This window comes from Bradyrhizobium sp. Mp19 (assembly GCF_029952935.1).
Taxonomy (GTDB): Bacteria; Pseudomonadota; Alphaproteobacteria; order Rhizobiales; family Xanthobacteraceae; genus Bradyrhizobium; species Bradyrhizobium elkanii.
The window spans coordinates 1-26,189 of record NZ_JASAUT010000038.1 but is presented as its reverse complement, the minus strand read 5'-3'; the positions used below and the strand labels follow the sequence as shown (position 1 = coordinate 26,189).

General features: G+C 60.1%; 28 protein-coding genes and 4 pseudogenes. 20 read left to right on the top strand and 12 right to left on the bottom strand.

Annotated elements, in window-relative coordinates; translation table 11 throughout:
• Positions 1-94 precede the first annotated feature (94 nt).
• The 5 genes and pseudogenes from QJT82_RS31415 to QJT82_RS31395 all read left to right on the top strand — a co-directional run bounded on the left by QJT82_RS31415 (position 95) and on the right by QJT82_RS31395 (position 6,672).
• Positions 95-409 (top strand): hypothetical protein, encoded by a 315-nt coding sequence (locus QJT82_RS31415; RefSeq protein ID WP_179077634.1) that lies wholly within the window; start codon positions 95-97, stop codon positions 407-409.
• Positions 378-1,997 (top strand): oleate hydratase, encoded by a 1,620-nt coding sequence (locus QJT82_RS31410; protein ID WP_051448033.1) that lies wholly within the window; start codon positions 378-380, stop codon positions 1,995-1,997. The genes QJT82_RS31415 and QJT82_RS31410 overlap by 32 nt, the downstream gene beginning before the upstream one ends.
• 22 nt (positions 1,998-2,019) lie before the next feature.
• Complete coding sequence (locus tag QJT82_RS31405) at positions 2,020-2,778, top strand: glucose 1-dehydrogenase (RefSeq protein WP_028342852.1); 759 nt, start codon at positions 2,020-2,022, stop codon at positions 2,776-2,778.
• Between the two features lie 40 nt (positions 2,779-2,818).
• Entirely contained in the window at positions 2,819-4,564 is a 1,746-nt protein-coding gene (locus QJT82_RS31400; RefSeq protein WP_028342851.1) for an oleate hydratase, read from the top strand.
• 772 nt (positions 4,565-5,336) lie between these two features.
• Positions 5,337-6,672: pseudogene (locus QJT82_RS31395) on the top strand (IS5 family transposase).
• Positions 6,673-6,769: 97 nt separating this feature from the next.
• On the opposite strand, the gene QJT82_RS31390 reads toward QJT82_RS31395, so the two are convergent.
• From QJT82_RS31390 to QJT82_RS31375, 4 genes are all read right to left on the bottom strand, one after another.
• Entirely contained in the window at positions 6,770-7,177 is a 408-nt protein-coding gene (locus QJT82_RS31390; RefSeq protein ID WP_080686869.1) for a hypothetical protein, read from the bottom strand.
• A 367-nt stretch (positions 7,178-7,544) separates the two neighbouring features.
• Complete coding sequence (locus tag QJT82_RS31385) at positions 7,545-8,999, bottom strand: GntP family permease (RefSeq protein ID WP_028342850.1); 1,455 nt, start codon at positions 8,997-8,999, stop codon at positions 7,545-7,547.
• A 4-nt stretch (positions 9,000-9,003) separates the two neighbouring features.
• The gene (locus tag QJT82_RS31380; RefSeq protein WP_028342849.1) at positions 9,004-10,056 is read right to left on the bottom strand and encodes a patatin-like phospholipase family protein; all 1,053 of its coding nucleotides are present in this window, start codon (positions 10,054-10,056) and stop codon (positions 9,004-9,006) included.
• A gap of 665 nt (positions 10,057-10,721) precedes the next feature.
• On the bottom strand, positions 10,722-11,222 hold the full coding sequence (locus QJT82_RS31375) for a DUF1269 domain-containing protein (protein ID WP_016839870.1): 501 nt from the start codon (positions 11,220-11,222) through the stop codon (positions 10,722-10,724).
• A gap of 142 nt (positions 11,223-11,364) precedes the next feature.
• On the opposite strand from QJT82_RS31375, the gene QJT82_RS31370 reads away from it, so the two are divergent.
• The 3 genes and pseudogenes from QJT82_RS31370 to QJT82_RS31360 all read left to right on the top strand — a co-directional run bounded on the left by QJT82_RS31370 (position 11,365) and on the right by QJT82_RS31360 (position 13,114).
• Positions 11,365-11,622, top strand: coding sequence for a hypothetical protein (locus QJT82_RS31370; protein ID WP_155258663.1), 258 nt, complete (start codon positions 11,365-11,367; stop codon positions 11,620-11,622).
• Positions 11,609-11,950, top strand: a pseudogene (locus QJT82_RS31365) (transposase); the annotation flags it as partial. The gene QJT82_RS31370 and the pseudogene QJT82_RS31365, both read left to right, overlap by 14 nt.
• A gap of 102 nt (positions 11,951-12,052) precedes the next feature.
• On the top strand, positions 12,053-13,114 hold the full coding sequence (locus QJT82_RS31360; RefSeq protein ID WP_334369658.1) for a tyrosine-type recombinase/integrase: 1,062 nt from the start codon (positions 12,053-12,055) through the stop codon (positions 13,112-13,114).
• Positions 13,115-13,128: 14 nt separating this feature from the next.
• On the opposite strand, the gene QJT82_RS31355 is transcribed toward QJT82_RS31360, so the two are convergent.
• From QJT82_RS31355 to QJT82_RS31345, 3 genes are all read right to left on the bottom strand, one after another.
• Positions 13,129-13,620, bottom strand: coding sequence for a hypothetical protein (locus QJT82_RS31355; RefSeq protein WP_075969327.1), 492 nt, complete (start codon positions 13,618-13,620; stop codon positions 13,129-13,131).
• A 124-nt stretch (positions 13,621-13,744) separates the two neighbouring features.
• Positions 13,745-13,954, bottom strand: coding sequence for a hypothetical protein (locus tag QJT82_RS31350; protein ID WP_028342848.1), 210 nt, complete (start codon positions 13,952-13,954; stop codon positions 13,745-13,747).
• A 463-nt stretch (positions 13,955-14,417) separates the two neighbouring features.
• On the bottom strand, positions 14,418-14,684 hold the full coding sequence (locus QJT82_RS31345) for a hypothetical protein (protein WP_244980963.1): 267 nt from the start codon (positions 14,682-14,684) through the stop codon (positions 14,418-14,420).
• 883 nt (positions 14,685-15,567) lie between these two features.
• Between QJT82_RS31345 and QJT82_RS31340 the strand changes: the two are divergent.
• Positions 15,568-15,860, top strand: a pseudogene (locus QJT82_RS31340) (helix-turn-helix domain-containing protein); the annotation flags it as partial.
• Positions 15,861-16,163: 303 nt separating this feature from the next.
• Positions 16,164-16,412: a hypothetical protein gene (locus QJT82_RS31335; RefSeq protein ID WP_129964738.1), complete on the top strand. Its 249-nt coding sequence runs from the start codon at positions 16,164-16,166 to the stop codon at positions 16,410-16,412.
• Between the two features lie 90 nt (positions 16,413-16,502).
• On the opposite strand, the gene QJT82_RS31330 is transcribed toward QJT82_RS31335, so the two are convergent.
• Positions 16,503-16,814, bottom strand: a complete 312-nt coding sequence (locus QJT82_RS31330; RefSeq protein ID WP_028342845.1) for a tyrosine-type recombinase/integrase — start codon at positions 16,812-16,814, stop codon at positions 16,503-16,505.
• Between the two features lie 1,122 nt (positions 16,815-17,936).
• Here QJT82_RS31330 and QJT82_RS31325 point away from each other — a divergent pair.
• Both QJT82_RS31325 and QJT82_RS31320 read left to right on the top strand, forming a co-directional pair.
• Positions 17,937-18,146 (top strand): hypothetical protein, encoded by a 210-nt coding sequence (locus QJT82_RS31325; RefSeq protein ID WP_028342843.1) that lies wholly within the window; start codon positions 17,937-17,939, stop codon positions 18,144-18,146.
• A gap of 87 nt (positions 18,147-18,233) precedes the next feature.
• Positions 18,234-18,596: a hypothetical protein gene (locus QJT82_RS31320; RefSeq protein ID WP_028342842.1), complete on the top strand. Its 363-nt coding sequence runs from the start codon at positions 18,234-18,236 to the stop codon at positions 18,594-18,596.
• 409 nt (positions 18,597-19,005) lie between these two features.
• Here the strand turns inward: QJT82_RS31320 and QJT82_RS31315 are convergent, their stop codons facing one another.
• The 3 genes from QJT82_RS31315 to QJT82_RS31305 form a co-directional block, all read right to left on the bottom strand.
• A complete protein-coding gene (locus tag QJT82_RS31315) occupies positions 19,006-19,725 on the bottom strand; it encodes a hypothetical protein (protein WP_028342841.1) in 720 nt (239 codons plus the stop codon).
• Between the two features lie 284 nt (positions 19,726-20,009).
• Positions 20,010-20,288, bottom strand: a complete 279-nt coding sequence (locus QJT82_RS31310; protein ID WP_028342840.1) for a hypothetical protein — start codon at positions 20,286-20,288, stop codon at positions 20,010-20,012.
• On the bottom strand, positions 20,288-20,989 hold the full coding sequence (locus QJT82_RS31305) for a helicase-related protein (RefSeq protein ID WP_259245189.1): 702 nt from the start codon (positions 20,987-20,989) through the stop codon (positions 20,288-20,290). The genes QJT82_RS31310 and QJT82_RS31305 overlap by 1 nt, the downstream gene beginning before the upstream one ends.
• Between QJT82_RS31305 and QJT82_RS31300 the strand changes: the two are divergent.
• The 5 genes and pseudogenes from QJT82_RS31300 to QJT82_RS31280 all read left to right on the top strand — a co-directional run.
• Positions 20,969-21,319 (top strand): annotated as a pseudogene (locus tag QJT82_RS31300) (acetyl-coenzyme A synthetase); the annotation flags it as partial. The gene QJT82_RS31305 and the pseudogene QJT82_RS31300 sit on opposite strands and share 21 nt — an antisense overlap.
• Positions 21,320-21,410: 91 nt before the next feature.
• Positions 21,411-21,584, top strand: a complete 174-nt coding sequence (locus QJT82_RS45640) for a nucleoside monophosphate kinase (RefSeq protein ID WP_348652650.1) — start codon at positions 21,411-21,413, stop codon at positions 21,582-21,584.
• A gap of 200 nt (positions 21,585-21,784) precedes the next feature.
• The gene (locus tag QJT82_RS31290; RefSeq protein ID WP_244980964.1) at positions 21,785-22,207 is read left to right on the top strand and encodes a cytochrome c; all 423 of its coding nucleotides are present in this window, start codon (positions 21,785-21,787) and stop codon (positions 22,205-22,207) included.
• A 155-nt stretch (positions 22,208-22,362) separates the two neighbouring features.
• On the top strand, positions 22,363-22,863 hold the full coding sequence (locus QJT82_RS31285) for a hypothetical protein (protein ID WP_028342836.1): 501 nt from the start codon (positions 22,363-22,365) through the stop codon (positions 22,861-22,863).
• A gap of 70 nt (positions 22,864-22,933) precedes the next feature.
• Entirely contained in the window at positions 22,934-23,650 is a 717-nt protein-coding gene (locus QJT82_RS31280; RefSeq protein WP_244980965.1) for a trypsin-like peptidase domain-containing protein, read from the top strand.
• Positions 23,651-23,733: 83 nt separating this feature from the next.
• Here QJT82_RS31280 and QJT82_RS31275 read toward each other — a convergent pair whose 3' ends face one another.
• Positions 23,734-24,420: a CBS domain-containing protein gene (locus tag QJT82_RS31275; protein ID WP_028342835.1), complete on the bottom strand. Its 687-nt coding sequence runs from the start codon at positions 24,418-24,420 to the stop codon at positions 23,734-23,736.
• A gap of 130 nt (positions 24,421-24,550) precedes the next feature.
• On the opposite strand from QJT82_RS31275, the gene QJT82_RS31270 reads away from it, so the two are divergent.
• The 3 genes from QJT82_RS31270 to tnpB form a co-directional block, all read left to right on the top strand.
• Positions 24,551-25,012 (top strand): host attachment protein, encoded by a 462-nt coding sequence (locus tag QJT82_RS31270; RefSeq protein ID WP_028342834.1) that lies wholly within the window; start codon positions 24,551-24,553, stop codon positions 25,010-25,012.
• A gap of 555 nt (positions 25,013-25,567) precedes the next feature.
• Positions 25,568-25,948, top strand: coding sequence for a transposase (locus QJT82_RS31265; protein WP_259245224.1), 381 nt, complete (start codon positions 25,568-25,570; stop codon positions 25,946-25,948).
• Positions 25,945-26,189, top strand: a 245-nt coding sequence (tnpB, locus tag QJT82_RS31260) for an IS66 family insertion sequence element accessory protein TnpB (RefSeq protein ID WP_281446672.1), incomplete at its 3' end; no start/stop codon positions are given. The genes QJT82_RS31265 and tnpB, both read left to right, overlap by 4 nt.

Below are 26,189 nucleotides of genomic sequence, written 5' to 3'. Positions count from 1 at the left end.
GACAACCGGAACCAACTCAATTTCCGTCTTGTCCAGTTGCTTTCTGTCTTGTCTGGTTGGCGACGGGTCGGTTGGAAACCCGACATGACGACGCTTGCATTCCGTCTTCAAGAAGGGCCCGCAACCAGCTCCTTGCGCGGCGCACAGCCGCTGCTGGTATGACTTGGTCGATTCCGATCAACGCGGCGCTATTGCTGCTTATGGTCAGGCGCCCGACGGCGTCTGCATATGGCTTGTGTACGTCGAAGAGCTTCGGCGCTTGCTGATTATGCAGTCCCGGGAACGGTGGTTCGCGATCATATTTTTAGCACGCGCCGCCATCGGCGCGCCGATTGCATGGAATCTATATTTCCAACCGCTGCATGCCGGAGAACTTTATGCGCTCTGCTTCTCTCGTTTCCCGCCTTGATCCACCGAAGCAGGTGGCTCCTCGCAACGCCTATTTGGTCGGAACAGGCATCGCTGCCTTGGCCGCAGCGGCCTACCTCGTCAAGGAGGGCGGGCTATCGGGCCCGAATATCGTTCTGTTCGAGCAGATGGAGCAGTTCGGCGGAAGCCTCGACGCGCATGGCAATCCGAAGGATGGATACGTCATGCGCGGCGGCCGCATGTTCGAGGAAAGGTTCAATTGCACCTACGACTTGTTGTCCTTCATCCCCTCAATTGGCGACCCCATGAAATCGGCGAAGGACGAGCTGATGGAGTTCCATCAGGAGTTCTTCTGGAACGACAGGGCGCGTCTGGTTTCGGGCGGTCAGATCGTCGACGTCTCCGATCTGGGTTTCAGGGAGAGGGATCGGCTCGACCTGATCGCGCTTTGCGCGACTCCAGAATCGGTGCTCGACATCAGGACGATCCAGGACTGGTTCGAACCCCACTTTTTCCGCAGCAACTTCTGGTTCATCTGGTCCACGACCTTTGCTTTTGCGCCTTGGCACAGTGCGATCGAGTTCAAGCGCTACTGTCTACGCTTCCTGCATCTGTTCTCGACGATCGACACCATGGCAGGCATTTACCGCACGCAGTTCAACCAGTTCGACGCCATGGTCCGCCCGATCGTTGCATGGTTGAAGGCCCGGGGCGTGCGGCTTGAGATGGGGGCGGAAGTGACCGATATTGATGTTGTGATCGAAGGCGGGCAGAAGACCGCGACGCGTTTGCACTATCGGCAGGGCGGTGAAGATCGCGTCATCGATCTGGCTGAACAGGATCTAGTGTTCGTGACCAACGGATCAATGACGTCCGACACCAGCTACGGTTCGATGGACACGGTTCCGGCGCTGAATACGACGCGAAACGGAGGTTCGTGGAAACTTTGGGAACGTCTGGCTGCCAAGAGTCCAGACTTCGGGTGCCCCGCCGTCTTCGTTTCCAGGATCGACCAGTCCAAATGGGAATCGTTCACAGTCACGGCGGACGATTCGAGCTTCTTCGACCGGCTCGAAGCCTTTTCCGGCAGCAGAGCCGGCAAGGGCGGACTGGTAACGATCAAAGACTCCAATTGGCTCCTGACCGTCGTCCTTAATCGTCAACCGCACTTTTACGAACAGCCGAAGAATGTCTTGGTGTGGTGGGGCTATGGGCTCTTCCCGGACCAGCCGGGTAACTTCGTGCATAAGCCCATGTCGGAGTGCACGGGGCGTGAAATTCTCATCGAATTGCTTTCGCACCTGCGATTCACAGAGAGTATTCCGCACATCCTCGACACTTCGCGCGTCATAACGGCGATGATGCCTTACATTACCGCCCAGTTCATGCCGCGCGTGAGGACCGACCGGCCGAAGGTCATCCCGAAGGGATCGCGCAACCTCGCCTTCATCAGCCAGTTCTGCGAGATTCCCGACGACGTTGTCTTTACCGTCGAATATTCCGTGCGCGCGGCGCAGACCGCCGTTTTCGGCTTGCTCGACATCCAGCGTCCGGTCTCGCCCTTTTATAAGGGCCAGCATGATCCCCGCGTCCTCTTCGACGCCTGGAAGACGCTGCACCGCCATTGACCAACGGCACGAGGCAAGGATCATGGGACGTTTGAAGAACAAGGTTATTCTGGTGACCGGCGGAGCTCGCGGGATGGGTGCGGCTCACGCGCGTCTGCTGGTGGCTGAGGGGGCGAGGGTCGTAATCACTGATATTCTTCATATAGAAGGGGAGGCTCTCGCCGCTAAACTGGGCGAATCCACGGTTTATGTCCCTCAGGACGTTACCCAGCCGAAGGAGTGGGCCGAGGCGGTCGCAAGCGCCGAGCGGCGCTTCGGCGCGCTGCATGGGCTAGTCAACAACGCCGGGATCGCCAACATGGCCCCTATCGAGCAGTTCCCGCTCGATCAGTGGAACAAGACCCTCGCCGTCAATCTGACCGGTGTATTCCTCGGAATGCAGGCGGCCCTGCCGGCCATCAGGCGCGCCGGCGGAGGTTCGGTCGTCAACATCTCCTCGGTCGAGGGGCTGCGGGGCAGTGCCGGGCTCCACGCCTATGTCGCTTCCAAGTTCGGCGTTCGGGGCATAACAAAATCCGCTGCGCTGGAAGCCGCAGCCTCGGGGGTCCGCGTCAACTCGATCCATCCCGGCTTCATTGCCACCCCGATGACCGAGAGCTTCGAGTCCTCCCTTTTCCCCGTTCCACTCGGGCGGGCAGCCGAGCCGCAGGAAGTGTCGCAGGCAGTCTTGTTCCTACTCAGCGACGAGTCCAGCTACCTTACCGGTTCCGAGATCGTCATCGAAGGCGGTCTAACGATCGGCGTCCCGCGCAAATGCCTGGCGCCCGAGAACATCTTTTAATGAGCCCAAGGATTGTCGATCCAATCGGACGGAATGTTCCATGTATTACGGTAGCGGAAATTACGAAGCCTTTGCCCGCCCCCGCAAACCCGAAGGTGCGGACAGCAAGACGGCATGGCTGGTCGGTGCGGGCCTGGCGGCGCTTTCCGGTGCGGCCTTCCTGATCCGCGATGGCCATATGCGTGGCGACCGGATCACCATCCTCGAACGGCTGAAGATCCCCGGTGGAGCGCTCGACGGTAACCAAGACCTGGGAAGGGGCTTCGTGATCCGGGGCGGCCGCGAGATGGAGGATCATTTCGAGTGCCTATGGGACTTGTTCCGGTCGATCCCGTCGCTGGAAATCGAAGGTGCCAGCGTGCTCGACGAATTCTACTGGTTGAACAAGGATGATCCGAACTACTCGCTGCAGCGGGCGACGGTGAACCGGGGACAGGATGCGCGTACCGACGGCCTTTTCACTCTGAGCGAAGAAGCGCAGAAGGAATTGATTGCCGTCTTTCTTGCCTCCCGTGAGGAGATGGAGAACAAGCGCATCGACGAAGTGTTTGGGAAAGAGTTCTTCTTCAGCAATTTTTGGCTTTATTGGCGGACGATGTTCGCCTTTGAGGAATGGCATTCCGCCCTGGAGATGAAGCTTTATCTGCATCGGTTCATCCACCATATCGGAGGCCTGCCGGATTTCAGTGCGCTGAAGTTTACCAGGTACAATCAGTATGAATCGCTGGTTCTACCGTTGTGCAAATGGCTGTTGGAGCAGGGCGTCAACTTCCGCTACGACGTCGAAGTCACCGATGTCGATTTCGACTTAAAGGCCGGATGCAAGCAGGCCACGGCCATCCACTGGCTGGAGGATGGCGTCGCCGGCGGTATCGGCCTTGGCGCCGACGATCTTGTATTCATAACGATCGGGTCGCTCACTGAAAACTCGGACAAGGGAGACCATCACACGCCCTCCAGGGTTGACGAAGGCCCGGCGCCAGCTTGGGATCTGTGGCGGCGTATTGCGGCCAAGGACGCGGCTTTCGGCCGCCCGGACGTCTTCGGCGGCAATATCCCTGCAACAAAATGGGAATCGGCAACGATCACGACTCTTGACGCGCGCATTCCGGCCTATATCCGCAAGATCGCCAAACGCGATCCGTTCAGCGGCAAGGTCGTCACGGGAGGGGTCGTCACGGCGAAGGATTCGAACTGGCTGCTCAGTTGGACTGTAAACCGTCAACCGCATTTCAAGCACCAGCCCAGTGATCAGATCGTCGTCTGGCTCTATTCACTTTTCGTCGACAAGCCCGGCGATTACGTGAACAAACCGATGCAAGATTGCACGGGCGAGGAAATTACGCAGGAATGGTTGTATCACCTCGGCGTGCCGATCGATGAAATACCGGGACTGGCCGCGACAGCCGCAAAAACAGTGCCGGTGATGATGCCCTACGTCACATCTTTCTTCATGCCGCGGCAGGCGGGTGATCGACCAAATGTTGTGCCCAAAGGCGCTGTCAATTTTGCCTTCATCGGCCAGTTTGCTGAGTCGGCGGAGCGCGATTGCATCTTCACGACCGAATACGCAGTTCGCACTGCGATGGAAGCCGCCTACACGCTCCTCAACGTTGAACGCGGTGTGCCGGAGGTGTTCAATTCGACCTATGATATCCGCAAGCTGCTCGTTGCAATCGGCAGACTGCGCGACGGCAAGGAAGTCAGAATCCCCGGATCGACGCTCTTGCGCGAGCTAATGCTGAAGAATATCGACGCTATGGAGCCCGGCGAAACTGCTCAATGAATATCATCGATCTCCAGGTGAGGGGGCCTTGTGCGGTCCCACCTGTCTTGTGCAGCTGGAGAGCTCTGTTCTCCACTGCTCGTACGAGGGTGAATTGCAAGGGGCGAGTGCTTCGTCGAGGGCCGAAAGCGGCGCACTCATAATATTGCGCATGACGGCGCACACGAGGCTACCATCCTGTCAAATCGGACATGAAAACCGGTTCTTGAGGCGTCACAGATCGGACGCATGGGCCTCGCTCGGATTGCGCAAACTCGGACATCTAGGCGTCCAGCCAACGACGCTCTTGAGGAGCCGCTGCCATGGTAGTGACCAAATTCGGCATGACGCTCGGTTCTGAGCGGGAGTGCAGGGACTTTGATTTGTGAGAAGTTTGAGGTTTTTGGGACTCCAGCCGATGAGATCGGGAGGACGGAAACATCCTCCTTCGGGCGCGATGCATAACATGGCGTGGTAATGGAAGCCGCAACCATCGCGCCTTCACATAATGCTGACGGCCGACCGTTGCTTGATAGTCGCGTTCGATGCGCCATCTGAGCTCCATATCGAGCAGGAGGCGGACGGAGGTGCTCTCAGGTCGAGCCGGATGCAGTATCCACAGTCGTCCGTGAAGAATGCGGATCGGCCTGAGAGATAGGCAGAAGTTGTCTCGATAAAGTATTCGATTTTGCAGGAAAGCCGGGTGTTGGGCCGCGGTTTCTTGCGTTTTGGGATTTTGCTTTCGAGCGATTCGTGATTCCCTGACGGCGGGTCATCGGCATTGGGGACGGCGATGAGCAAACCGCGGGATGATCGCCAGAAAGACCTGTTGCTTCCGGCGCTTGATCAAATCATCGACATGGGCCACCCGTTGGTGCGGTTGGCGGCGCTGATCGACTGGAAGTTTCTGGATGACCGCTTTGGTTCGGTGTGCCAAACCGGTCCGGGGCAGCCCGGCCTGCCGACGCGGCTTGTCGCCGGCCTGTTCATCCTGAAGCACATGCACAATCTCTCGGATGAGGTGCTGTGCGCCCGCTGGATCGAGAACCCCTTATTATCAATACTTCTGCGGCGAGTTGAGCTTCTGCCACCGGCTGCCGTTCGATCGATCGTCGATGACGCGCTGGCGCCAGCGGCTCGGCGAGGAGCAGCTCGTCGCGCTGATCCAGGAAAGTCTGTCGGTGGCACACAAGACTGGCGCCCTTGGTCCTAACGACCTGGAGCGGGTGGTGGTCGATACCACGGTGCAGCCAAAGGCCGTTGCGCATCCGACCGACGCACGGCTGATGCATCGGGCCATCACCAAGCTCGTCGGGTTCGCCAAGCGCAACCGTGTGCCGCTGCGCCAGAGCTATCTGCGCCTGGCGAAGCGCGCCGCCATCATGGTCGGCCGCTATACCCACGCGCATCAGTTCAAGCGCGCCCGGCGCCAACTCAAGTTCTTGCGGACGCGGCTTGGCCGGATCATCCGCGACATCCGCCGCAAGATTGATGGCGATGCGGTGCTGGAAGCGCGCTTCGGCCCGCTGCTCGATCTGGCGCAGCGGGTGCGCAGCCAGGATCAGCATCAGCGCGGCCCCAAAGTCTATGCGTTACATGCGCCGGAGGTCGAGTGCATCGGCAAGGGGAAAGCCCGCGCGCCTTACGAGTTCGGCTGCAAGGTCAGCATCGCCACCCCCGTGACGTCCCCGAAGGGCGGACAGTTCGTGCTCCATGCCAAGGCGCTGCACGGCAATCCCTTCGACGGGCACACGCTCGGCCCCGTGGTCGCCGACATGGAGAAGCTCACCGGCGTGGAGGCTCGCCGCATCCATGTCGACAAAGGGTACCGCGGCCACAACCACCCGCACCGGCTCAGGGTCTGGATCTCAGGCCAGGTCCGTCGCGTCACGGCTTCCATCCGGCGCGAGATGAAGCGTCGTGCGGCTGTCGAACCCGTCATCGGTCACGTCAAGGCCGAGAACCGCATGGACCGCAACTATCTCAAAGGCCGCGTCGGCGACCGTATCAACGCCGTCCTCGCAGCGGCCGGCTACAACTTCGGCCTGCTCCTGCGATGGCTCGCAGAACTCTTGCGTACCATCATCCGGGCGCTCGCCGAAACTGTCCCGGCTCAAAACATCGCTTAAATCAGCGCTCGTCCGCGTTCTTCACGGCGGACTCCACAACGTCCCCGACCGCCGACGTGTGGCCCCGGATGAAGCAGAGTACCGTCGGGCCGTTGCTTCAAGCTCGGTGGATTGCTTGGCTTGCCGCAGATGATGGCTGTGGTTTGAGATGATCCAATATCTTCGAGCCTTGGCTGAACGACTTCGACCAGAACTTCTCCGCAAAGTCCAGGTGGCACTTCAGGAGCTCCGAGGGAGTCTTGGAGTCGGAAAGATTTCTCAGAAAGTTGGCCTGGTCGTGCAGAGAGGAAGCGGCGAAACTTAATCCGTCCTTTAGTGCCGTCGCGAACAGGTGCCTTGTCGCTTCGATCGATTTTTCCCATTCCGGAAAAATTAATGGAATGCGTGATGCCGCTGCCGCTGCTTCTCTTAAGCCGTCGGGGCCGCCGCCCGATGCCTGGGCCAGTCCGGGCTCTGGACGTGCCCGCCGTTCGCGTTTCTCGTCTTCGGTTATATTCGCGGTCATTCGACGTCTCCTAGCCTAAGGGGATTGTAACGAGCTGAGTTGTTCGCTGCTCAGCTTCGATCATCAACCTTGAGAAGCTACCACAACCGCCAACATGTCATACCTACCTCATTTGGTAGCGCGTGATCACACTGCAAAATTGCGCACTCTGCGCGCCACTTGCCGGAATGTTCACTCGTCTCCGGCTCAGAGGCTGAGAACCGCGGTAACCTGATGGGCGCCGGCTATGCGTAGATCGCTGGCGCTGCCCGAGGCGGTAAGGTCGCACGTCGATACAGGCCAATCAGGCCTTCAATAACGGCTCACGAGTTCGAAGTCGGCCCTTACGGCGGACAAGATCGCGTCGATAGCGTCCTCGTCGTCCCTCCTAGAATGATCCGATCATCGAACCCAAAAAAATGACGAGGGTCAAGGCGATGATCGGCCCAACGATGTTGGCCATCACCATATCGAAGTAGCTCTTGCCATGGGTCGAACCGCAGACCGCAAGCAGCGTCACGACGGCACCGTTATGCGGTAGGCTATCGAGGGTGCCGGAACCGATCACGGCAATGCGATGCATGAGCGCCGGGTCAATGTGAGACGTCTGGGCAATCTGCAAATAAGTGTCACCAAGGGCATCGAGCGCAATGGTCAATCCGCCGGAGGCCGATCCGGTCAAGGCAGCAAGAACGTTTATCGCGATGGCGAGAGAGACGATAGGACCGCCGGAGATCGACAGTACCCAGTCGCGCACCGACACAAAGGCCGGTAGCGCAGCGACGACGGCTCCAAAGCCGACGAGGCTCGCCACGCTGAAAATGGGGAGCACCGAGGCGTTTGCGCCGGCATCCATGCTCGCCCTTAGATCCGTCAGACGGGCTCGATTGAGCGCGATGAGCGTCGCCGCGGCGGCGGCGAGAGCGACTGCGACCGACCACACCCCGGCGACGCCGGCAAGGGATGTCCCGCCCCAGCGCTCCTGCGCGAGGAACGAGAAATTGAGCCGTGGCAGGATCAGGAGCGACATCAGCAGATTCACGCCCACGACCACGAGAAGCGGGATGATCGCCGTGCCGATCGGTGGCCGCACGTCGCCGCGCTTGCCATGCATTATTTCGGCCGGATCGAACTCGTGGGACGATGTCGCGCGCTCGCGGATGAACTGATCGTCAGCGACCGCTCCGCTGACGAGCTCTGCGTCTCCGCCATAGCCTTCACCGGTCTTGCGTGCCGATCCCTCGGCGCGGCGGAGCCACCAGAGCCCGAATGCAAGCATGATCGCCGCAGCGACGATGCCCAATCCGGGCGCGGCAAACGGCGTGGTTCCGAAGAACGGCATCGGAATCGTATTTTGAATCGCGGGCGTTCCGGGCATTGCCGACATCGTGAATGTAGAGGTGCCCAGAGCGATGGTGGCCGGCATGAGCCGATGTGGGATGTTCGCGACGCGAAACATTTCCCGTGCCATCGGCGCCAAAACGAAAAAGGCGACGAAAAGGCTTACCCCGCCGTAGGTGACGATCGCGCCGGCAAGCACAACGGCAAGAATCGCGCGACGCGCCCCGAGCTTGGTGCTCATGAAATGGGCAATCGCGTGGACCGAACCGCTGTCGTCCATCAGCTTGCCGAACAGCGCACCGAGCAGAAATATTGGGAAGAATTGCGCGATGAACTGCGCAGCGCCGCCCATGAACGTCTGCGTCCAATGGGCGAGCAGGGGCTCTTCGGCGAAAGCCGCAGCGACGATCGCGGCAGCCGGCGCCAGCAGGAGCACGCTCCATCCGCGGAACGAGAGCCAGATGAGCAGGCCAAGGGCAACCAGGATTCCGACGAGGCCCATGGCGTCAAACCTGCTGCAAGAGCAAATCCAAATCCATCGAGGAACGCCTGCCGATATTCCGGTCGTTCGCGGCGAGGAATGCCTCCGCGGCACGGCGGCCTTCGTCGCGCAGCATGCAGAGAAAGTCCCACTCGGCATTGAGCTTTGACGAGACGCCCAGCCCGGCCAGAACCTTGCTCGCGATCAGATGGATGCGCATCTCGGCCCATTTGCGCCCCTCGGAACTCCCGGCGTCCGCGACCTGCCGCAGCAGCGCGATCATGCGCAACTCCTTGAGCAGCGTGGCGTTGAACGCAATCTCGTTCAACCGATCGAGGATCTCGCGCGCAGAGCGCGGTGTCCCGGGTCGCTCGACCGGGTTGACGGCGACGAGAAGCGTGTCATGCGAGTCACACTCGCGTACGAGCGGTGTGATCGTCGGGTTCCCGGAGTAGCCGCCATCCCAATAGGGCTCGCCATTGATCTCTATCGCGCGGAACAGGGTGGGCAAGCAGGCGGAAGCGAGCAGAACGTCGGGTGTAAGCTCGGCGTTGCGAAACACACGCCCGCGGCCGGTATGAACGTTGGTCGCCGTCACGAACAAGCGGATCGGGGAGTTCGCGATTTGTCGAAAATCGACCGACTCGGCGAGGACCTGGTGCAAAGGGTTTGTGCCGGCAAGATTGAGGTCGTACGGCGAGAACACGCGGCTCGCCAGATCGAAGGCGAGATAGAAGGGCGACGTATCAAGGGTCCAGCGACCGAGGATGACGTCCAGCGGACTTCGCCGAATGAGACTGAACCGCGCTGAGTCAGCGACCCGCCGCCAGAAGGCCTCCAATGCAGACTTGGCGCCGGCCCGGCCGTTGGTCATAAAACCGCCCGCCAGCACGACGGCGTTCATCGCGCCGGCCGACGTGCCCGATATCGCCTCGATGCGCAGCCAGGTCTCATCCATGAGCCGATCGAGCACCCCCCAGGTAAAAGCGCCGTGCGATCCACCGCCCTGCAGCGCGAGATCGACCAGCACGGCATCGCGCGCTTGGCCCGCGCATTTTTGCGGCTCCTTCAAGGCCATGGCGGGCTCCGACTGGCCTGCCACGTCGCGGCCGGCGAACGACATACAAAAATGTCGTCAGCTCCTGCCAGGGAACGGTTGTGGGAGTGGTCGCGGACGCTCGATTCCTGGCCGACCAAGTCTCGGAGGCCGAGTGACCGGGCGGTGGCCTGGCCGTCGCCATCCGTGCCATCCCGCCGGACCACCCCAGCCCAAGCCGCGCCTCGAAGCAAAACCACACCGATACCAGCCGCCACCGCGCCATCCCCTATTGTACCAACAATAGCGATGGCCCCTCCAGACGAACTGGACAGTTTCCGCGAGACGAAGCTCGTCGGCGGCCTGACGCACGCCCAGCGGCGCCATAGGGCCGGCTTGCGAGCGACCGCTGGTCGCCGTAATCCCTGCCGAAGCAATCCCAAGTGCGAACCCCCATAGAAGCAATCTTCGCATGATTTTCTCCCGGCTTTTGATAGCGCGGAAGAGAGCCGGCTGAGCGGCCGCGGAGCCGCATGGCTGCAGCCGGCCTCCTTCGCGGGCGATCCCGCCCAGGGACCGATGCCGTTGCGCACCGATCCCTACGCAAAACTGTAGCGTATTCCGCTGCCACAGCGACTGCCGTGACAGCGCAGCGACTACCGTTCTCGGCGACGCTTTGACGCTGGCGCCAGGTTTTGGCTCACTGGCTAGGCAGGCTTGGCCTGAGTTGCGGCTGCGAGAGCATCGCGCAGGTGCTGCTCTCTCTTTTCATCGAGCGAGGTTGTCAGGACAATCCCTCCCGCATCCTTAATCGCATTGAGAACCTTGTCTGACGTCATAGACTGGATCAGCAGGAAGAGGACGGCATCGCCCGATCTTACCTTCGACGCGAGATCCTTCATGAACTGGTCTCTGATCCCGAAATCGGTCAGCGCACCGCTCAGTGCGCCTGCGCCGGCTCCGAGAGCCACGCCTAGAAGCGGATTCAGGAAGACCATCCCCAACAGCAATCCCCAGAAGCTGCCACTTGCGGCGCCAGTCATAGTGGTATTCACAAGTTGACTGAGTTTTACAGAGTCCCCAGTTTTGACGGCGATCACGGCATCGCTGATCGTGATCAGATACTCGCTCTGGAGCTTGAATATTTTCTGCCGAACTTCCTCTGCTTTAGCTTCGGATGGGTACACGATCGCAACAAGGTCTGACATTAAAAGCTCCCCTGATGACTTCTAGTGCTCCCCATTTGCCTGCTTGATGCACGGCCGAAGCTTACCCCCCGAAGATCTCTTGTCGACTGGTCAGACAAGCAGGTTGACAATATCAAGATGCTTTGATCTGGGGCCGCGCCCAATGGAAGTCCAACTCTCAACGGTCAACGTAACGGAACTCAAACAAACAGTCGCAGCCGAAACCGACCCGTCAAAGCCGGGCCTGATCGCCGACGCCAGTACGATCCGCTGGCCGGGAGGCGAAAACAAAATTGAGGCCGATCAGCTCGACCGCGAGTGTCGGCTCGCTCGCCATCGCTGTCGGACTGCTTTGGGCGGAAATGAAGTCGCGATGACCTTCAAGCCAGGCGCTCGCAAATACACTGACCGAGGTTGGTGACGTGAACCGTTTTGAGAGCCCACGTCAACTTATGGGTTACCTCGGCCTAGTGCCAAGCGAACGATCGACGGGAGAGTCTGTCAGGCGTGGTAGCATCAGCAAGGCGGGCAACGGCCGTGTTCGCCACATGTTGGTCGAAAGCGTCTGGACATATAGACACCCGCCGAAGATCGGCAAGACAAAGCTATACCGGCTTGAGCAGGTGTCGCCGGCAGTGCGAGAGATTGGTTGGAAGGCGCAGAGCTGCTTGACGGCCCGCTATCGGAAGCTGGCTGCGCGCGGCAAGCGAACGACGGTAGTCTGCACCGCTATCGCCCGTGAACTGGTGTGCTCCGGCGGCGCCGGCGCCCTGCGCAAGATCAGCCAAGAGGACGTGATCCGCTACGTTGAGCGCCACGCCCAGGATTGGGGCCCGGAAACAGGCAAGGCGATGTGCTGGTCATTGCGTGCCTTTCTCCGTTACCTCCACCATCGGGGGCTGAACGCGCGCTCGTTGGCGGATTGCGTTCCATCGATGCGCCGATGGAAGCTCGCAACTCTGCCGACCTATCTGCGTGCCGCTCAGGTGCGGAGGGCTCTCGACGGTTGCGACCGAGAGACGGTGATGGGACGGCGCGACTACGCCATTCTGTTGTTGCTGGCCAAGCTCGGCCTGCGGGCCGACGAGGTTGCGACGCTCACCGTCGACGATATCGACTGGCGCGCCAGCGAGATACTCGTTCGCGCCAAGGGCCGACAGCGTGCACGAATGCCGATACCGCCAGACATTGGCGCGGCTATCGTTGCATATCTGCGCAATGGCCGCCCAAAGTCGTCGTGCCGACGGCTGTTCGTCCGCACACTCGCGCCACACGTCGGCTTTGCTTTCGGATGCGCGATCACCATGATCGCCAAGGCCGCTCTCGATCGCGTTGGAATCGAAGGTTGCGCCCACCGCGGCGCCCATATCTTCCGACATAGTCTCGCTACCGATGACCTTGCCCCCAAGTTTTATCCGGTCCTGAGTTCGCCCCGGCTGTTGGATTTGCCCGGTTGGGCGGTGGTAGCGACGGGAGCTGGCGCGGAGCCCTCGGCATTCTTACAAATCGCTGGCGACCGCGCTGGGCGTGCCCGAAATTCTGTTCAGCATTTTGCTAGGCCACGCCGTGCCGGGCATCAGCGGGCGCTACATCGGCGAATTGGCCGTGCTGCGGTCAGTGGAGCTACGCGAGGCGCAAGAATCCATCTCGCGCCCGGTGTTCGAATTGCTCGGGCTCAAACTTACTCGGGATGCGAAACGTCCGAGAAAGGCGAGGGCCGCATAATGAGCCGCAACACACCACGTACCACGGGCAAGCCGCAGGCCCTACGGGCCTACGGAAAGCCGGACGTGCTCCGCACATCCGCAAAGTCGCACGGGATACGGATTGCCGATAGCGTGCTCGCGTTGGTCGCGACGTTCCGACAACTCCTGAAGGTGATGCAGCGCGTACGCTACACGCGCGAAGATTAGAAACGCTCATCGCATCATTGTTGAAAGATGCCGAGATCGTAGCAAGCCCAAGCCCGGGTTCTAACGCCGGGAACAGCCTTGCTCGCGGCTGCCGCCATTCCGGCAACTTTGCAGTCAGACATCGTCGCCATGTAGCCCTCAAGGATCGTTATTTTACCGTCCTCTTGCGAAACGTAGGCAATCACACCTAGTGCGCCCGTTAAACCCTGTTCGCGCGTAGTATCGTGGCAGACATAGGACGCGGAGCGGCTGGGCTTCGCGGTCGCGGCTTCTATCGCTAGCTCACCAATCCTTCGACACTCATCTAAAGTCTTTGATGGCCGAGCAGCGATGTTGACGGTGGCTAAAATGCTGAGGTGCGTCGAAGCGACAATGAGGATGAGCGGTGACATGTCGGCTGACCTCGTAATTCCGTTGAAACCATCAAGCGATCGGAGATTGATGGGGCCGGCCATCGCGCTGGCCTTGCGTTTCTGGCCGATCTCTTTGCCTTCATCCCAGTCCAACCACTTGGGTCTTCTCTGTCGGATCGCACGTACAGCCGCCATGCTGCGCAAGCCACCTTAACGAGCGATACGGCTGCCTCTGCAATGAGAATGGTGTGACTTCCGGAGGCTGGGTGGATGCTCATTAGCGCTCGTCCTCATGTGCCGCGTCGGAGATGATCCTAAGAAGTCTAAAGAGCGTAAGCGGATGTTTGCGGATGAGTTCTGTGCTCGTCAGTACGAACTCGTCAGGGCCTCCGCGCTCACGGATCGTCTCGCGAAGTGCGGCGAGCTTGTCTGGATCGGCAGAGCGAATAGCGGCCTCGAATGCGGGGACGAATTTGAGCCTGTCCATTGCAACAGCCTCCTTAGCGACCCTTTCAGGGGGCGCGGATCATCTCGCGGCTTTTCGCGCGAAAAACGCGCGGGCGGCTGGAGGAACCACCCGCGCGAGTTGCGCCAACAAAGAGGCTTTGCTATCTCATGGGGGTTGCGTGAAGTATGAGGAGCCAAGCCGAAGCGTCTCTCAGCAACTCGCGTGCCATTCACAAAGCCGCGCGTAGCGCTATGAAAAAGCGTGCGGGCGGCTGCTGACGACCGCCCGCACGAGTTACGATGCGTAGACTTGGCCCTCACTCAATCAATAAGCGACCAAGCAATCATGGTTCAGCAATCAGCGTGCCAGGCGGCTACATTGCGGAGACAAGCAAACGGCGCGCTTTCATACCTTGTGCAGATTGACTGCTCGTGCGAGCGGCGGCTTCCGAACGACAATGTCATGAACTCGACGCAACTGATCAAGATCGGACGTGGAGCGCTTAGTGACGACGATGGCGCGAGATGATCGGATCGAACTCGCCATCGTGTATAACGAGAAGCTCGCCGGGCTTCACGCCAAGTCTTAGCAATTGCTCCTCCTCGATGGGGCAGTTGAGGATTGCGGCCTTCGCGCCGCTGTCTTTTACGGTCAGCTTCACTGCTTCCGCCGGGTCAGCGGCAGCAACGACGTAAGTTATGTGCCTGAATTCTTCGTCATCGTCGCCGTCTTCCTTGAAGACAGCGACCGTCACCAACCAACCATGCATCTTGCTGTGCTCCCGTAAGTTGTCGGCTATGAGCTGCTGAGCCTTGCAAATCCGGACCCATCGAACGCTCGTGAGGTCGGCTGGCGTCCGTAGCATTCCGGGAGCCCTTCCCTCCGCGCCGCACATTGAGCTAGGCTCGCAACCTCATGAGGAGCGGACGTGTGACGAGTGAGAAGCGGATCAGGGTCGAAGGACGGCCTTCTGTGCTGTCGCGGCTTCGCCGGGTGCAGGCATGGCGCCGGAAGCGGGCTCCAGCGCCTTCTATCTGATCCCTACATCGCGGAAACCGATCCGGGGCGGTATAGTCCATCAAGGCCGCACAGCACTACACGGCCGTCTCTATCCGCGCGGAAGCCATCTTGAAGGACCTGATCCCGCGCTAGGTCGGAAAGCCTGCATGTGACTCCCGGAAGGGCGTCCTTGCCCTTTGAACGGGCTGAACGCTACATCGGCCCCGGGCCTTATTGCATAAGCATGGCGATCGCTATGATCGCGAGGAAGCCTAGTCCCATCAAAATGACGCATACAACGTACGCTAGGTCGCTGCGCATTACCCAGCTCCAGGCCTCCTAAAGGACATCGAAACGTGCGGGCGACTGCCGCCGCTGACGGACCGCCCGCACGGTCCCATAGGACGAGGCTTGGTGCTCAGGAGGGGCATTCAAAAGCGACCAAGCTCTGCCAACCTGACACAGCAATCCGAGCCCTACACCTACTTATATGCGTAGGTGCCGGTCGCGTTTTCCGGACGCCGAGTTCGCGCTCGGCCATTCGAAAGCGACGATCACTGCGATCTGGACGGGCGCCGTTACCGTCCCCGGGACGGCCGTCAATTGCGGGGCGATCTGAACTTCAACGATTCTGGTTGGGGATTGCACAGGGAATGACCAGCGAGGATGCTGCGCTAACAGCTGGTATGTCGCAGCCTGTGGGAACCAGATTGTTCCGAAAGGCAGGCGGAATGCCACCAGCGACGTTCAGATCTTCAGCCAAGCCGCCGTCCGGGCGGTATCTCTCTTTTGCAGAACGCGAGGAGATCGCACTCTTCGCGTTCAGGGCCTCTCGAGGCGTGAGATCGGGCGCCGTCTTGGTCGATCTGCCTCGACCATCTCGCGTGAGTTACGACGTAACGCCGCGACGCGCAGCGGCGGCTTGGAGTATCGTGCATCGACAGCCTAATGGCACGCCGAGCGATCGGCCCGTCGGCCCAAACCCACCAAGCTTGCACTCAACACAACACCTCGTGCCGCGTGGGCGTGCATCACCGATGAAAAGGTCCTGCGCCGGGAAATTGCGCGGACGTTTAGCGACAAAGCCAACCATCTCTACACGGTCGATCAAGAGGGGGTCACCGCCGATGAAAAGGAAACGGACATTCGTCTGCGGTCTACGGCAGCCAGTCAACAGGCCACTCTCGAACTTAAGATTGGCGAACAGCCGCGGTCTGCCGGTGCGTTGCGTGGGGCCCTGAAAGATCAATTGCTGAAAAAATACATGTCATCCGACGAATGCCGCGCTGGTTGCCTATATATCAGCGTCGCTTCGGACCGGACGTGGCGGCATCCCGATACAGGCAAGAAACTTGATCTCGACGGCCTCATCGAGATGTTAAACGAAGAAGCGGATCGAATTGCCGCTGATTTGGGAGGGGCTGTCCGGTTGATGGCCAAAGGCCTCGACTTGCGGCCGCGCCTGCCGCCCGAGAACGTGGCGGGTGGCGACGAGTAGTTGCGTTGGCGGAGAAAAGCGGCTGCGGCGGTCATATTTGACCAACGACTTAAAGAGCGTTGAACCTTCCGAGCTACCCGTTTAGCGCGGTTAAGCATTGCAGGGATGCTCTCGGTCGTCGCAAGTCCTAGGCTCAAACATTGCTTCAAGCTTGCGTGCGGCACTTTCCGCCAACCTTACGTCGCGGCCGAGATAGTGCTTATCAAGGATGCTCTCTACGTCCTTCAGGCTATGGCCGGTGAAGGTCGCGATCTCCGGGACCGTTGATCCGGCAAGCGCCAATCGGATCACCGCCGAGCCTCGGAGATCGTGGAACGTGAGATCCTCGTTGATGCCGGCCTTGTCGAAGGCTTTGCCCCACGACGAGCGGAAACCGTCCTCGGTCCATGGACGATTGCGCACGGAATCGCACAGGCGGGCTTCCCAGCGGCGACCTGCCTGCTTGGGATAGCCCGCGTGGTCAGCGGTTCAGGCCAAGCCGGTCATATGATAGCCCGGAAGAGCCCGGTTCGGGCACTGAGTGTCCGGCCTGAAGCCATCTGACAAAGAGAATCTTGCCCATGACGCCCCTATTGAAACCCGCCGAGGTTGCCGCCGCTTTAAATGTTTCTCCCAGAACCCTGCGCGGACTGATACGGGATGGTCTCATTGCCTACGTGATCACCGGTCGTGGTAAGAAGCGACCGGGGATCGGGTTCGAGGCCACCGAGATCGAGAGGTTCAAGGCTGAGCGGCGCAGGCGCGAATGTCCGCCTACAAGCGTGAAGGCAGCCCCTTCAATCAGTATGACTTCTGAAGCCACGGCCGGCAGTTTCCTGGCTCTACGGAAGTTACGTCAAAAGCCGAAGCGCGGCGGGTAGGAGTTTCCGTCGGATATGCCGTGCTCGCAATAGGTTGGCTCAATGGGTTGTGACGATGCCGAAGGACCCGTCGCGTTTGCGCGCGCGTCAGCCGGAAATACCCACTTGCAATTCCATAGTTTGCGAGTGGCTGGTCGGTCACCTCGACAATGACCGGCATGTGGTTTGTGTAGCAGTGCTTGGTTCGAAAGCTCGTACCAGCACAGCTTAAGTCGGCGCAACGATGAAAGGTAAAACGATCACAACTCAGCAATGATCCGGAAGCCTTCGTCACAACCAGAGAACCCCTGACGGCAGCCGTATTGGCTCGAACGGTTGATCCAGCGCCCGCGGCAAGCCCCTCTGGTCAGAGTTCGGTCACTTATTCCAACGCCAGATACTCGTCGAGAATACGCCTGATCGACTCCGGGCGTCCCGGTTGATCTGGTTGCCTTTTGATCCAGGCATCAAGGGCAGCCACCTGCTCTGGAAGCAAGCGCACCAGAATCGGCGTCGCGTACGTCGGTGGTCTTCCGAACCTGCGCTCTTTCTTTTTTTTGGGGATCTGAAACTCATCGCGACTTTCCAATATTAACAAGTCGAGGGGCAGCGAAGGGTCGTGCGCCATCCCTGTCTATGACTGAAGCGGCCGTTTCCAATATTGACAAAACCGAAGGAAGTTTCAATGACAGCATACGAAATCGATCTGATCGGTGCCTTGGCCGAGGCGCTGGCACTCGAATATGCGGACGTCGACGACGAAGATCTCCTCGGCATCTGCCAGGGCGTCGGTCTCCTGACGCGAGCGCAGCAGTGCATCGAACGGTGGGGCCGTCAGTGCCCCGTTCCCGTGGCACTTGTCATCGCGCACTACAGGCAGCGTGTTCAGCCATAACCCGCTCATCGAGCGAAGGGCACTTTTTGCCTGTCTGGCACATCAACCCAACCGAAAACCTTTAACTCATCTCATCGTGGAGAGAGAATGTTGCTGTTGAACCTTTTTGCAATTCGCCGTCTCGACACCAAAGAGGCTGTCGGGCTCTATTGGGCGCCGGACCTCGAGACTCTGTGGTGGATGGTCGAAGCTATAGTCGATCCCGACGACTGTGAGTATTGTGTGGTTGATGCCCCCGCGGCAATAACATGGCCGGGTGAAGTGCCTGCAATCGGCGTCGAACGAGGGGAAGACGATAAGAGCATCGAGGCACTTTCACGCGACGTGTCATTCGAATTCGCGCTCTCTGACGTTCTCCACTGCGAGATCATAAAGGGCTGGATACAGATGCCGTCCGCTCCTGAGCCCGGAGAAGAATACCCGGAAATTCTAAGGGAGTGGGAACGCTAGGGAGTAGGGCGCGAGGAGAGAGACCCAGCTGATGCCGCTTGGGCCTCAGCCGGATCCGATTTATCTGGTGTGCATGGCCCCGAGCGGCTTGAGAGCCGGCTCATGGTTTCCCCGAACATCGGTGCTCTGGGATCTCAATCGAAATTCTGGCGGGCGCGGGCTTCATGCCGGCCAACGGCCGCAGCCACGATCCGATTGACGGTCTACCGTGACGTCGAAGGGGTATATGCTTTTATAGGGGCAGTGATCGCGCCGCGCCGGCATGGTGCCACGGAGATCGCGCTCAAAAATTTCGAAACACAGACACTTGTACCATCTCCGACGAGACTCGCAGATCGGGTCAAATCGAGGGATGAAGAACGATCAAACCTGGTTGTCGTCGCGCCTCTTCAGTTTTTCGGCCTGACCGTCAGTTTCCGAGCGCCGGAGCGCTGCTGCTTCGGCGGAGGGCGCGACTTGGTTGCGGCCTGTTCGATCTACTGCTTCCGCGGTCGTTGAACATCAGCGCAAGCAGGAAGCGCGCCAGGCGCGGCGTCAACGGAGCGTCGTTCGCCGTCCGGTGGCCTTCGGCGTTCAGGCGACGGGCGACGTCCCATGGCTTACGCGTGTGCTCGCGGGTGTAGGCCCGGAAGATCGGCTCCGACTTTCCGAACAGCTTTCCCAGGTCGACCTCGTTCGAATTGAAGTGGATCATCTCGGCTTCGGTCATCGGGGCTCGTGAATCCTCGACTAGCCGCTTGCCTCCCGCAGGGATGAGACGAGGCTGTCTGAGCTGCAACGCTCCCTGCGGCGGAGGCGCTACTTCCTCCGCCGGCGCGGCAGGCATAGTCACCGTTACACCGATCCGGAAGAAGACCGGCCTGAGCGCCTCCTTGTGTATGAAGGAGATCTCATCCCCTCTCATGTTGATGAAGTCGCCCACATCGAAGATCGGAAGTTCGGAGTGGCAAGCGAACGTCGTAGTTTCTCCGTTGCTTGAGTCGAGATACTCCACGGTGACGGCGTTCTCGTCGCTGATGCGGTCCACCGCGAGCACGATGAGCACCGTCCATTCGTCGGGGGCTCGACGACCGAACACTTTGTTATCAAACAGGCCGACGACGTTGGCAGCAGAAATCAACTCCTGCACGGCCCCGCGGGCCCGCCGTTGCGGCGACCGGTCCGTGGGTCGGTAATCCCTCGGGATGTCTGTACAGGGGTGTTTGGGCCAAGGCGGACCCAGATGGTCGAAAAACACGCGGCTGCCGTGTTCGTTTGTGTAAAAAACACGCTAGCATTACATTCGGGGTAACGCGCGTTCGCGCCTGAAAGTATTTCTCGCGCAGGCGTTCGACCGCCGGGGCACGCGCTCCATCCTGTCTGACCGCGATCGGCTGCACCACGACACGGCGTTCGCCGTTACCACCAGATGTCTCAACCATCCAGAGCGACAGCAGCCTGCCCGCCAACCTCGCCCGACACTGCAATTCCGAGATTCTCTGGCGGCAAATTGCGCCAACGTTCCAGCTCTTCCTGTACCAACGGATGGTCTAAGCCCATCAACTGCAGTTCGTCCTGATTCGTCGCAGCTTCGCGGTTCAAAGTGAAGCGCGCACGGCGAGTGCCTTCCGCGGTGATGAGGTCGTAGGTTGCGTCATCCAGCTTGATCAGCTTCTGCTGGAGGTCTGCGGCCGCAGTCGAGAAGAAGCGCACTAGCCGATCCAGACTGGACGAGACATCCGAGAAGGCTTGTAGTCATCAAGGCTGAAGCCATCGAGGTCTTGAAACAAGTCAAACACCACTTGCCGCGCTTCGCGCGAGTTCGACAGCGCGGCTTCTAGTTCCACCTGGGTGCGCTTCAGCTCGGGGTCGGAAAGCGCCTCCTGATAAAGGCGGTCATCATTCAGCCGCTCGGACAACTGCCCGAGAATCTGCGCTTGCAAGTCCTCCGCCGCGTTGCCTTGTTCATCCACCTTTCCGACCGTGCGTGCGATCTCGGTCAGCTTCTCGTCCAGCAGCAGAAAGATACGTCCTTCGATGGTATCCGAGAGAACGAGATGGTAAACCTGTGCGGTGTCACGTTGACCGTAGCGATGGATGCGCCCAATGCGTTGCTCCATATCCATCGGATTCCACGGCAGATCGAAGCTGAACAGGATTCGCGCGAATTGCAGATTGATGCCTTCGCGTCCTGCTGCCGTGCAAACCAGCACACGCGGGCCATCCTTTTGGCGGAAGCGGCGCTCGGCCGCCACCTTGGCTCTGTGGTCACCACCGCGCAGCACCACGACGCCCTGACCGGGGAACGTCTGCTCGATCTCGCGGGCGATCATATCGACTGTGCCGAGGTAGGTGGCGAAGACCACAATCTTGTCACTCGGATTCTGTCGCCACAGAGTTCGCTGGTCGCGCATGAGGCGGTGTCGGAAGCCGCCGTCGTCGGCTACCCTCACGACATCAAGGGCCAGGGCATCTATGCCTATGTCACGCTGATGAAGGGCACTGAGCCGACCGAAGCGCTGCGCAAGGAGCTGGTCGCCTGGGTCCGCAAGGGCGTCGGCCCGATCGCATCGCCGGACCTGATCCAGTTCGCGCCCGGCCTGCCCAAGACGCGCTCCGGCAAGATCATGCGCCGCATCCTGCGCAAGATCGCCGAGGACGAACCGTCCAGCCTCGGCGACACCTCGACCCCGGCCGATCCGGCCGTGGTCGACGACCTCGTGCAGAACCGGCAGAACAAGAGGGTGCGCAAGCGTAGGAAAGTGACCGTATCGTACCAACCCAATGCTCGAACCTGTGGAGACAACGCTGTGAAATTAGTTCTGTTGGGGGTCCCTGGATCCGGGAAAGAAAGGGACTCAGGCGGCCCGTCTTGCCAAGCGCCTGGACATTCCTCAACTATCGACCCGCAATATGTTGCGAGCGGACGTATCCCAAGGAACGCCAATCGGGATAACGGTTAGCCGAGGTCCGGGCTCAAACCCGACGCCTCCACCATATCGAAGCTAGCGTGCCGCTTCCGGCTCAGCGTGGGGATAGAAGCGGCAAGCCTATGTCTGTTTACTGTTTGGCCCGAGTGATAGTGCGCCGTTGGACTGGGCGGGCGTGATGCATTGACCCGCGTCAAACCAAGGGCGACCCAATACTGCTAAAAGCGCGTATCCGAAAAACTGGGGCATGATATGATTATCTGTGGCCTGAAGTCTTTCATGATTGCTGGTCTGACCGCTGGTTTCGCCGCGGCCGCTCACGCTGAAGACGCCGATGTTGGCAAGGCGGAATTTCAAGCTTCGTGCGCAAGCTGTCACGGCGTGGATGGAAAGGGCAAAGGACCCGTTGCTGGGCAGCTGAAGGTGCCGCCTGCCGATTTGACGGCCTTGGCCAAGAACAACAACGGGGTCTTTCCTATTACCGCCGTCTACGAAGCCATAGACGGGCGGAAAACAATATCCGCGCACGGCACCCACGAAATGCCGATTTGGGGGGAACGGTTCAACCCCGTCAAGAACTTGCCTCACATTGTCGATCCGGCCTACGACGCGCTCGATCCTTCCCGGGATTTGCGGGAGGTCGTCGTGCGAACACGAATCCTTGCCATTATCGATTATCTGAACCGCATTCAGCAGAAGTAGCGCGCCGCGAAAGCTCATGGGGTCCCCCGGCTACGCAATCTGCCGCAGTAGATGGGCGGCAACCGCACGCGCGTCCAGGCGCTCCCATCATTGATCCCCATCAAGGCGGCTGCGAGCAAAGCCGGTAATGGTCATATGGAAACGGAGGATCGACGATGACCGGCATAGTGCTCAACGCCCAGCAAATTCAGAACGCTCCAGCGCCCGTTCGCCTCTGGCTTGAGCAGCAGATTTCGGCCGCTCTCGGTCCGAGGCCGGCACCCGGAGCGTCGTCGCCCCGCCTGGTTGCCTGCACGGAAGCCCAGGCAGCGAACCTCCTCAATCGAATCAGGCAAGCGCCATCTGCGGTCGAAGTGTTCTTCGGACTCGCCCATCCCGAGATCTCGTTCGGTGACCCGCCGGTCGTGACGTTCCGGCTTCTCGATCTTCAGCGTCGTGCCGGCATGGAGAACATCGCCAAGCTCCTGGAATGTCTCGACCTCATCAACCGGTCATTTGCGGAAATATGTGGTGATCCGGCAGCGCGTTTCTGTGACTTTGACGCCGCAGGGCATTGCTCGCTTCTGCCAGCCACTCAGTGCAGCATCGCCGCATTGTGGAAGGCGATCATTGCGGCGGAGCGGCCCGGCGTGCTGCCGATCGCCGCTGCCGAGTAGACGGGGCGGGCGCGAGATGAGCCCGAAAAGATCATGCCGCAAGTCGGCGCGGAAATGGTCGGAACGTCCGTTGTCATTCATCGTCGCCGTGACGTGCATGCTCCTGCCCTGGCCTAGACTGGTGCAAGCAGGGGAAATCCGGGATGTGCAAACTCTTGCGCCCCTGGTCGGGAAGGTTATCCAAAGTGTCGTCGGCATAACGGCCAGCACGGAGACGGCGGCAGCCTCCCGGTCAGGGAATTCCGGTCCCGAACTGCCCAGCGATCCGCGTCCCGCGACGAAAGATGTTTACGGCGCAGGCGTCATCATCAAGGCAGAGTCCGGATTGATCGTGACGAGCAATCATGTGGTCAGCGGCGCCAAGACACTCTCGGTCCGATTGTCGGATGGGCGCCAGCTTGACGCTAGGTTCGTTGCGGCCGACGAGCGATACGATCTGGCGATGCTGAGGATTTCGGCCTCCGGCCTGACCGCGGCCCGCATCGGCCGATCGGTCGACGCCGAGCCTGGCGATTTCGTCCTTGCGGCCGGTGGTTCCTTGAAATCCACTCCGAGCGTCAGCTTTGGCATCGTCAGCGCTCTGCATCGTTCGCGGCCCGGAAGCCCTTGCCGGGATCTCATTCAGACCGATGCCTTGCTGGATCGCGGCAGCGCAGGCGGGCCGCTGTTCAATCTGCGGGGCGAAGTGATCGGCATTGTTGCCGCCAGCACCGGCGAGACCGAATCCGAGCACGCCTTTGCGATTCCCTCGGATGCCATCGATCGCCTCTACATCAGAATGAATTAGGCATTCCGCGGGATCGCGGATCGTTTCGAAGTGCGACCGATTTGACTACCTAATGGTGGTTGCTTGATGATCGTGCACCCGGATCAGTAGGCCATGATCGGCGTTTCCAGCAGGTGATCGTTCACAGCAACGACACCGGGAATTGCCTCCGCGGCAATCCGGATCGCTGCGCGCTCGGCGGCGGATGGCGCATATCCCCACAGGTCGACGATGCCGTTCTGTACGGTCGCAGTCAGATTGAACGTGTGTGCCCACGGTTGCCCGTGAAGCACGCCGAGTAATCTCTTCCTGATGACGGAATCGGCGGGTGACATCTCCAGCTTCGGCCGGGCGCTCGCGACGGCCTGGAGCAGGTTGGCCCGGCTGACGATGCCGAGGAGGTGGCCGGCCTCATCGACGATGGGGACACGCTTGATGCCATGTTTCTCGAGCAGCATCGCAATTTCATGCAGAGGCGTGTCGGGCGCCGCGGTCACGACCTTGCGGGTCATGATGTCGGCGATCTTGACAGCATGGGACTTCACGTAGTCGGACGCCATTTGCGCGTCTCCGACCAAAAGCCGGAGCCACCACGAATACGGGCGCTCGGTGCCGGCTTCAGTCCGATGCATCAAGTCGCTTTCCGTGACGATTCCGACTAGTTCGCCATCCTTGCCCACAACAGGAACGGCGCTGATGCGGTGCTGGAGCAGCAGGGAAGCAACCTGCCGCACCGTTGCGTTGGAGTTCTCCGTGATGACGGGTGACACCATGACGTCGCGTGCTTGCATGATCGTGCTCTCTGTAGGACGGAAAGATACCCCATTCTGTGGGATCGCGCGCATGCGTGATTTGACTCCGATCAATTGATCTAAAGCTTCCGGGCATTAGACAGGATTTGTTGAAGTGGAGGATGTTTGGATGGCGGGAATTCCAAAGAACGCGTTCGTGCTTGGAAACGGGCGCAAGGCGCTGTTGCTCCGCAACGAAGGCGACAATCAGTTCCCCACCCTGAAGGCGGAGGCGGTGTTCGAAGATCAGAATCCGCCAACGCACCTACAAGGCACGGACCGTCCAGGACACTTCATAAAAGGGATCGTCTCCGGTCAGCGGGGAGCCGTCGAAACGACGAACTGGCACGAACTCGAGGAGTATCGGTTCACGAGGCGGATTGCGCGGGCTGCGGAGGAGATTGTTCGGAGTGGAAGGACGACGGCGTTTGTCATCGCCGCTCCGCCGCGAACGCTGGCACAGCTTCGGGCGACGCTCGCTACCGATGTCAAGCGTCACATCATTGCGGAGATTCCCAAGGATCTGACAAGGCTTCCCGTCGGGGAAATTGAAAGGCACATTGTTGAGGCGCTTGCGTCGCCCACACGATAGGCGCCGTGCCGCCGACAGCGTCCCACGAGCAAGTTCAAGAGTAAGTTCGTCTCGTCGTATAGAACAGCCAGATTGCAATAACGGCCAGCAACACTGACATTATCCGCCTGATGAGCATTGTGTTTGCCCGTTTTTCGATGCTTGGCCGGATGGCGTTCGCTGAAATCACGACAGCCGTATGTATTGCAGTCGCTATCGTGATGTATACCGTCAGCAAGATCGCTATCTGCGGAAGCAGTGGACGTGCTTGATCGATGAAAGTCGGAAAAATCGATAGATAGAAAACTCCGGCCTTGGGATTGAGTAGATTGGTAATCAAGCCCCTGAGGAAGAATTTGGTATGTGCCGTCGCCTCGACTGGCTTGGTGATCTCTTGCGGCGCATCGCGCCATCCTTGGTGAGCGTCATCCAGGGACCACGCGCTGAGGGCTAATCTGGTCGGTTAGGAAGATCTCGTGGACTGAATCATCACGAGGTCTCGCCATGTCTAAGGATAGCCGTAAGGATAGCGATAGGGATAGGCATACGCCTATCCTCAAGGATTTTTCTGACACGCTGCAGCGTGTCGAGATCATCACTGGGACCGGCCGGCGCCGGCGCTGGTCGGCCGATGCGAAGGCGGCGATTATCGCGGAGAGTTTTGCGCCGGGTGCAAGCGTGTCCGCTGTGGCGCGGCGACACGACATCAGTCCAAGCCTGTTGTTTCTGTGGCGTCGTCAGACGACGCGGGCGAAGGTCGCGGCGCGCCGGGCCGGAGACGTGCCACCTGGCTTTGTGCCGGTCGCGATCACCGGCTGCGGGGGCGAATTGCCGTCGCGCGAGGAGCAGGCGGCAATCGAGATCGAGGTCGGCGCGGTTCGCATCCGTGTCAGAGGGACGGTCGACCGGCGGGCGCTGTGCGAGGTGCTGGCGGCAGTCGGGACGGTTGGCCGATGATCGGGATGCGACCCCGGTTGTCGATCTGGATCGCGACGCAGCCGGTCGATTTCCGTCGCGGGATGGACTCGCTGGCGATGCTGGTGAGCGAGGCGTTTGGAGCCAATCCGTTCGACGGCGGACTTTACATCTTCCGCTCCAAGCGCCGAGATCGCGTGAAGATCCTGACCTGGGACGGAAGCGGCCTTGTCCTTTACTACAAGAGAATCGAGGGGCAGTTCACCTGGCCGCCGATCAAGGA

Coding starts and splice junctions, on each gene's coding strand:
- QJT82_RS31270 (WP_028342834.1), top strand. CDS start 24,551: ATGGCGGGAATTCCAAAGAACGCGTTCGTGCTTGGAAACGGGCGCAAG.
- QJT82_RS31380 (WP_028342849.1), bottom strand. CDS start 10,056: ATGGCCTTGAAGGAGCCGCAAAAATGCGCGGGCCAAGCGCGCGATGCC.
- QJT82_RS31405 (WP_028342852.1), top strand. CDS start 2,020: ATGGGACGTTTGAAGAACAAGGTTATTCTGGTGACCGGCGGAGCTCGC.
- QJT82_RS31375 (WP_016839870.1), bottom strand. CDS start 11,222: ATGTCAGACCTTGTTGCGATCGTGTACCCATCCGAAGCTAAAGCAGAG.
- QJT82_RS31275 (WP_028342835.1), bottom strand. CDS start 24,420: ATGCAAGCACGCGACGTCATGGTGTCACCCGTCATCACGGAGAACTCC.
- QJT82_RS31385 (WP_028342850.1), bottom strand. CDS start 8,999: ATGGGCCTCGTCGGAATCCTGGTTGCCCTTGGCCTGCTCATCTGGCTC.
- QJT82_RS31410 (WP_051448033.1), top strand. CDS start 378: ATGCGCTCTGCTTCTCTCGTTTCCCGCCTTGATCCACCGAAGCAGGTG.
- QJT82_RS31390 (WP_080686869.1), bottom strand. CDS start 7,177: ATGACCGCGAATATAACCGAAGACGAGAAACGCGAACGGCGGGCACGT.
- QJT82_RS31305 (WP_259245189.1), bottom strand. CDS start 20,989: ATGCGCGACCAGCGAACTCTGTGGCGACAGAATCCGAGTGACAAGATT.
- QJT82_RS31285 (WP_028342836.1), top strand. CDS start 22,363: ATGACCGGCATAGTGCTCAACGCCCAGCAAATTCAGAACGCTCCAGCG.
- QJT82_RS31370 (WP_155258663.1), top strand. CDS start 11,365: ATGGAAGTCCAACTCTCAACGGTCAACGTAACGGAACTCAAACAAACA.
- QJT82_RS31350 (WP_028342848.1), bottom strand. CDS start 13,954: ATGGACAGGCTCAAATTCGTCCCCGCATTCGAGGCCGCTATTCGCTCT.
- QJT82_RS31400 (WP_028342851.1), top strand. CDS start 2,819: ATGTATTACGGTAGCGGAAATTACGAAGCCTTTGCCCGCCCCCGCAAA.
- QJT82_RS31360 (WP_334369658.1), top strand. CDS start 12,053: ATGTGCTGGTCATTGCGTGCCTTTCTCCGTTACCTCCACCATCGGGGG.
- QJT82_RS31290 (WP_244980964.1), top strand. CDS start 21,785: ATGATTGCTGGTCTGACCGCTGGTTTCGCCGCGGCCGCTCACGCTGAA.
- QJT82_RS31320 (WP_028342842.1), top strand. CDS start 18,234: ATGTTGCTGTTGAACCTTTTTGCAATTCGCCGTCTCGACACCAAAGAG.
- QJT82_RS31325 (WP_028342843.1), top strand. CDS start 17,937: ATGACAGCATACGAAATCGATCTGATCGGTGCCTTGGCCGAGGCGCTG.
- QJT82_RS31345 (WP_244980963.1), bottom strand. CDS start 14,684: ATGCATGGTTGGTTGGTGACGGTCGCTGTCTTCAAGGAAGACGGCGAC.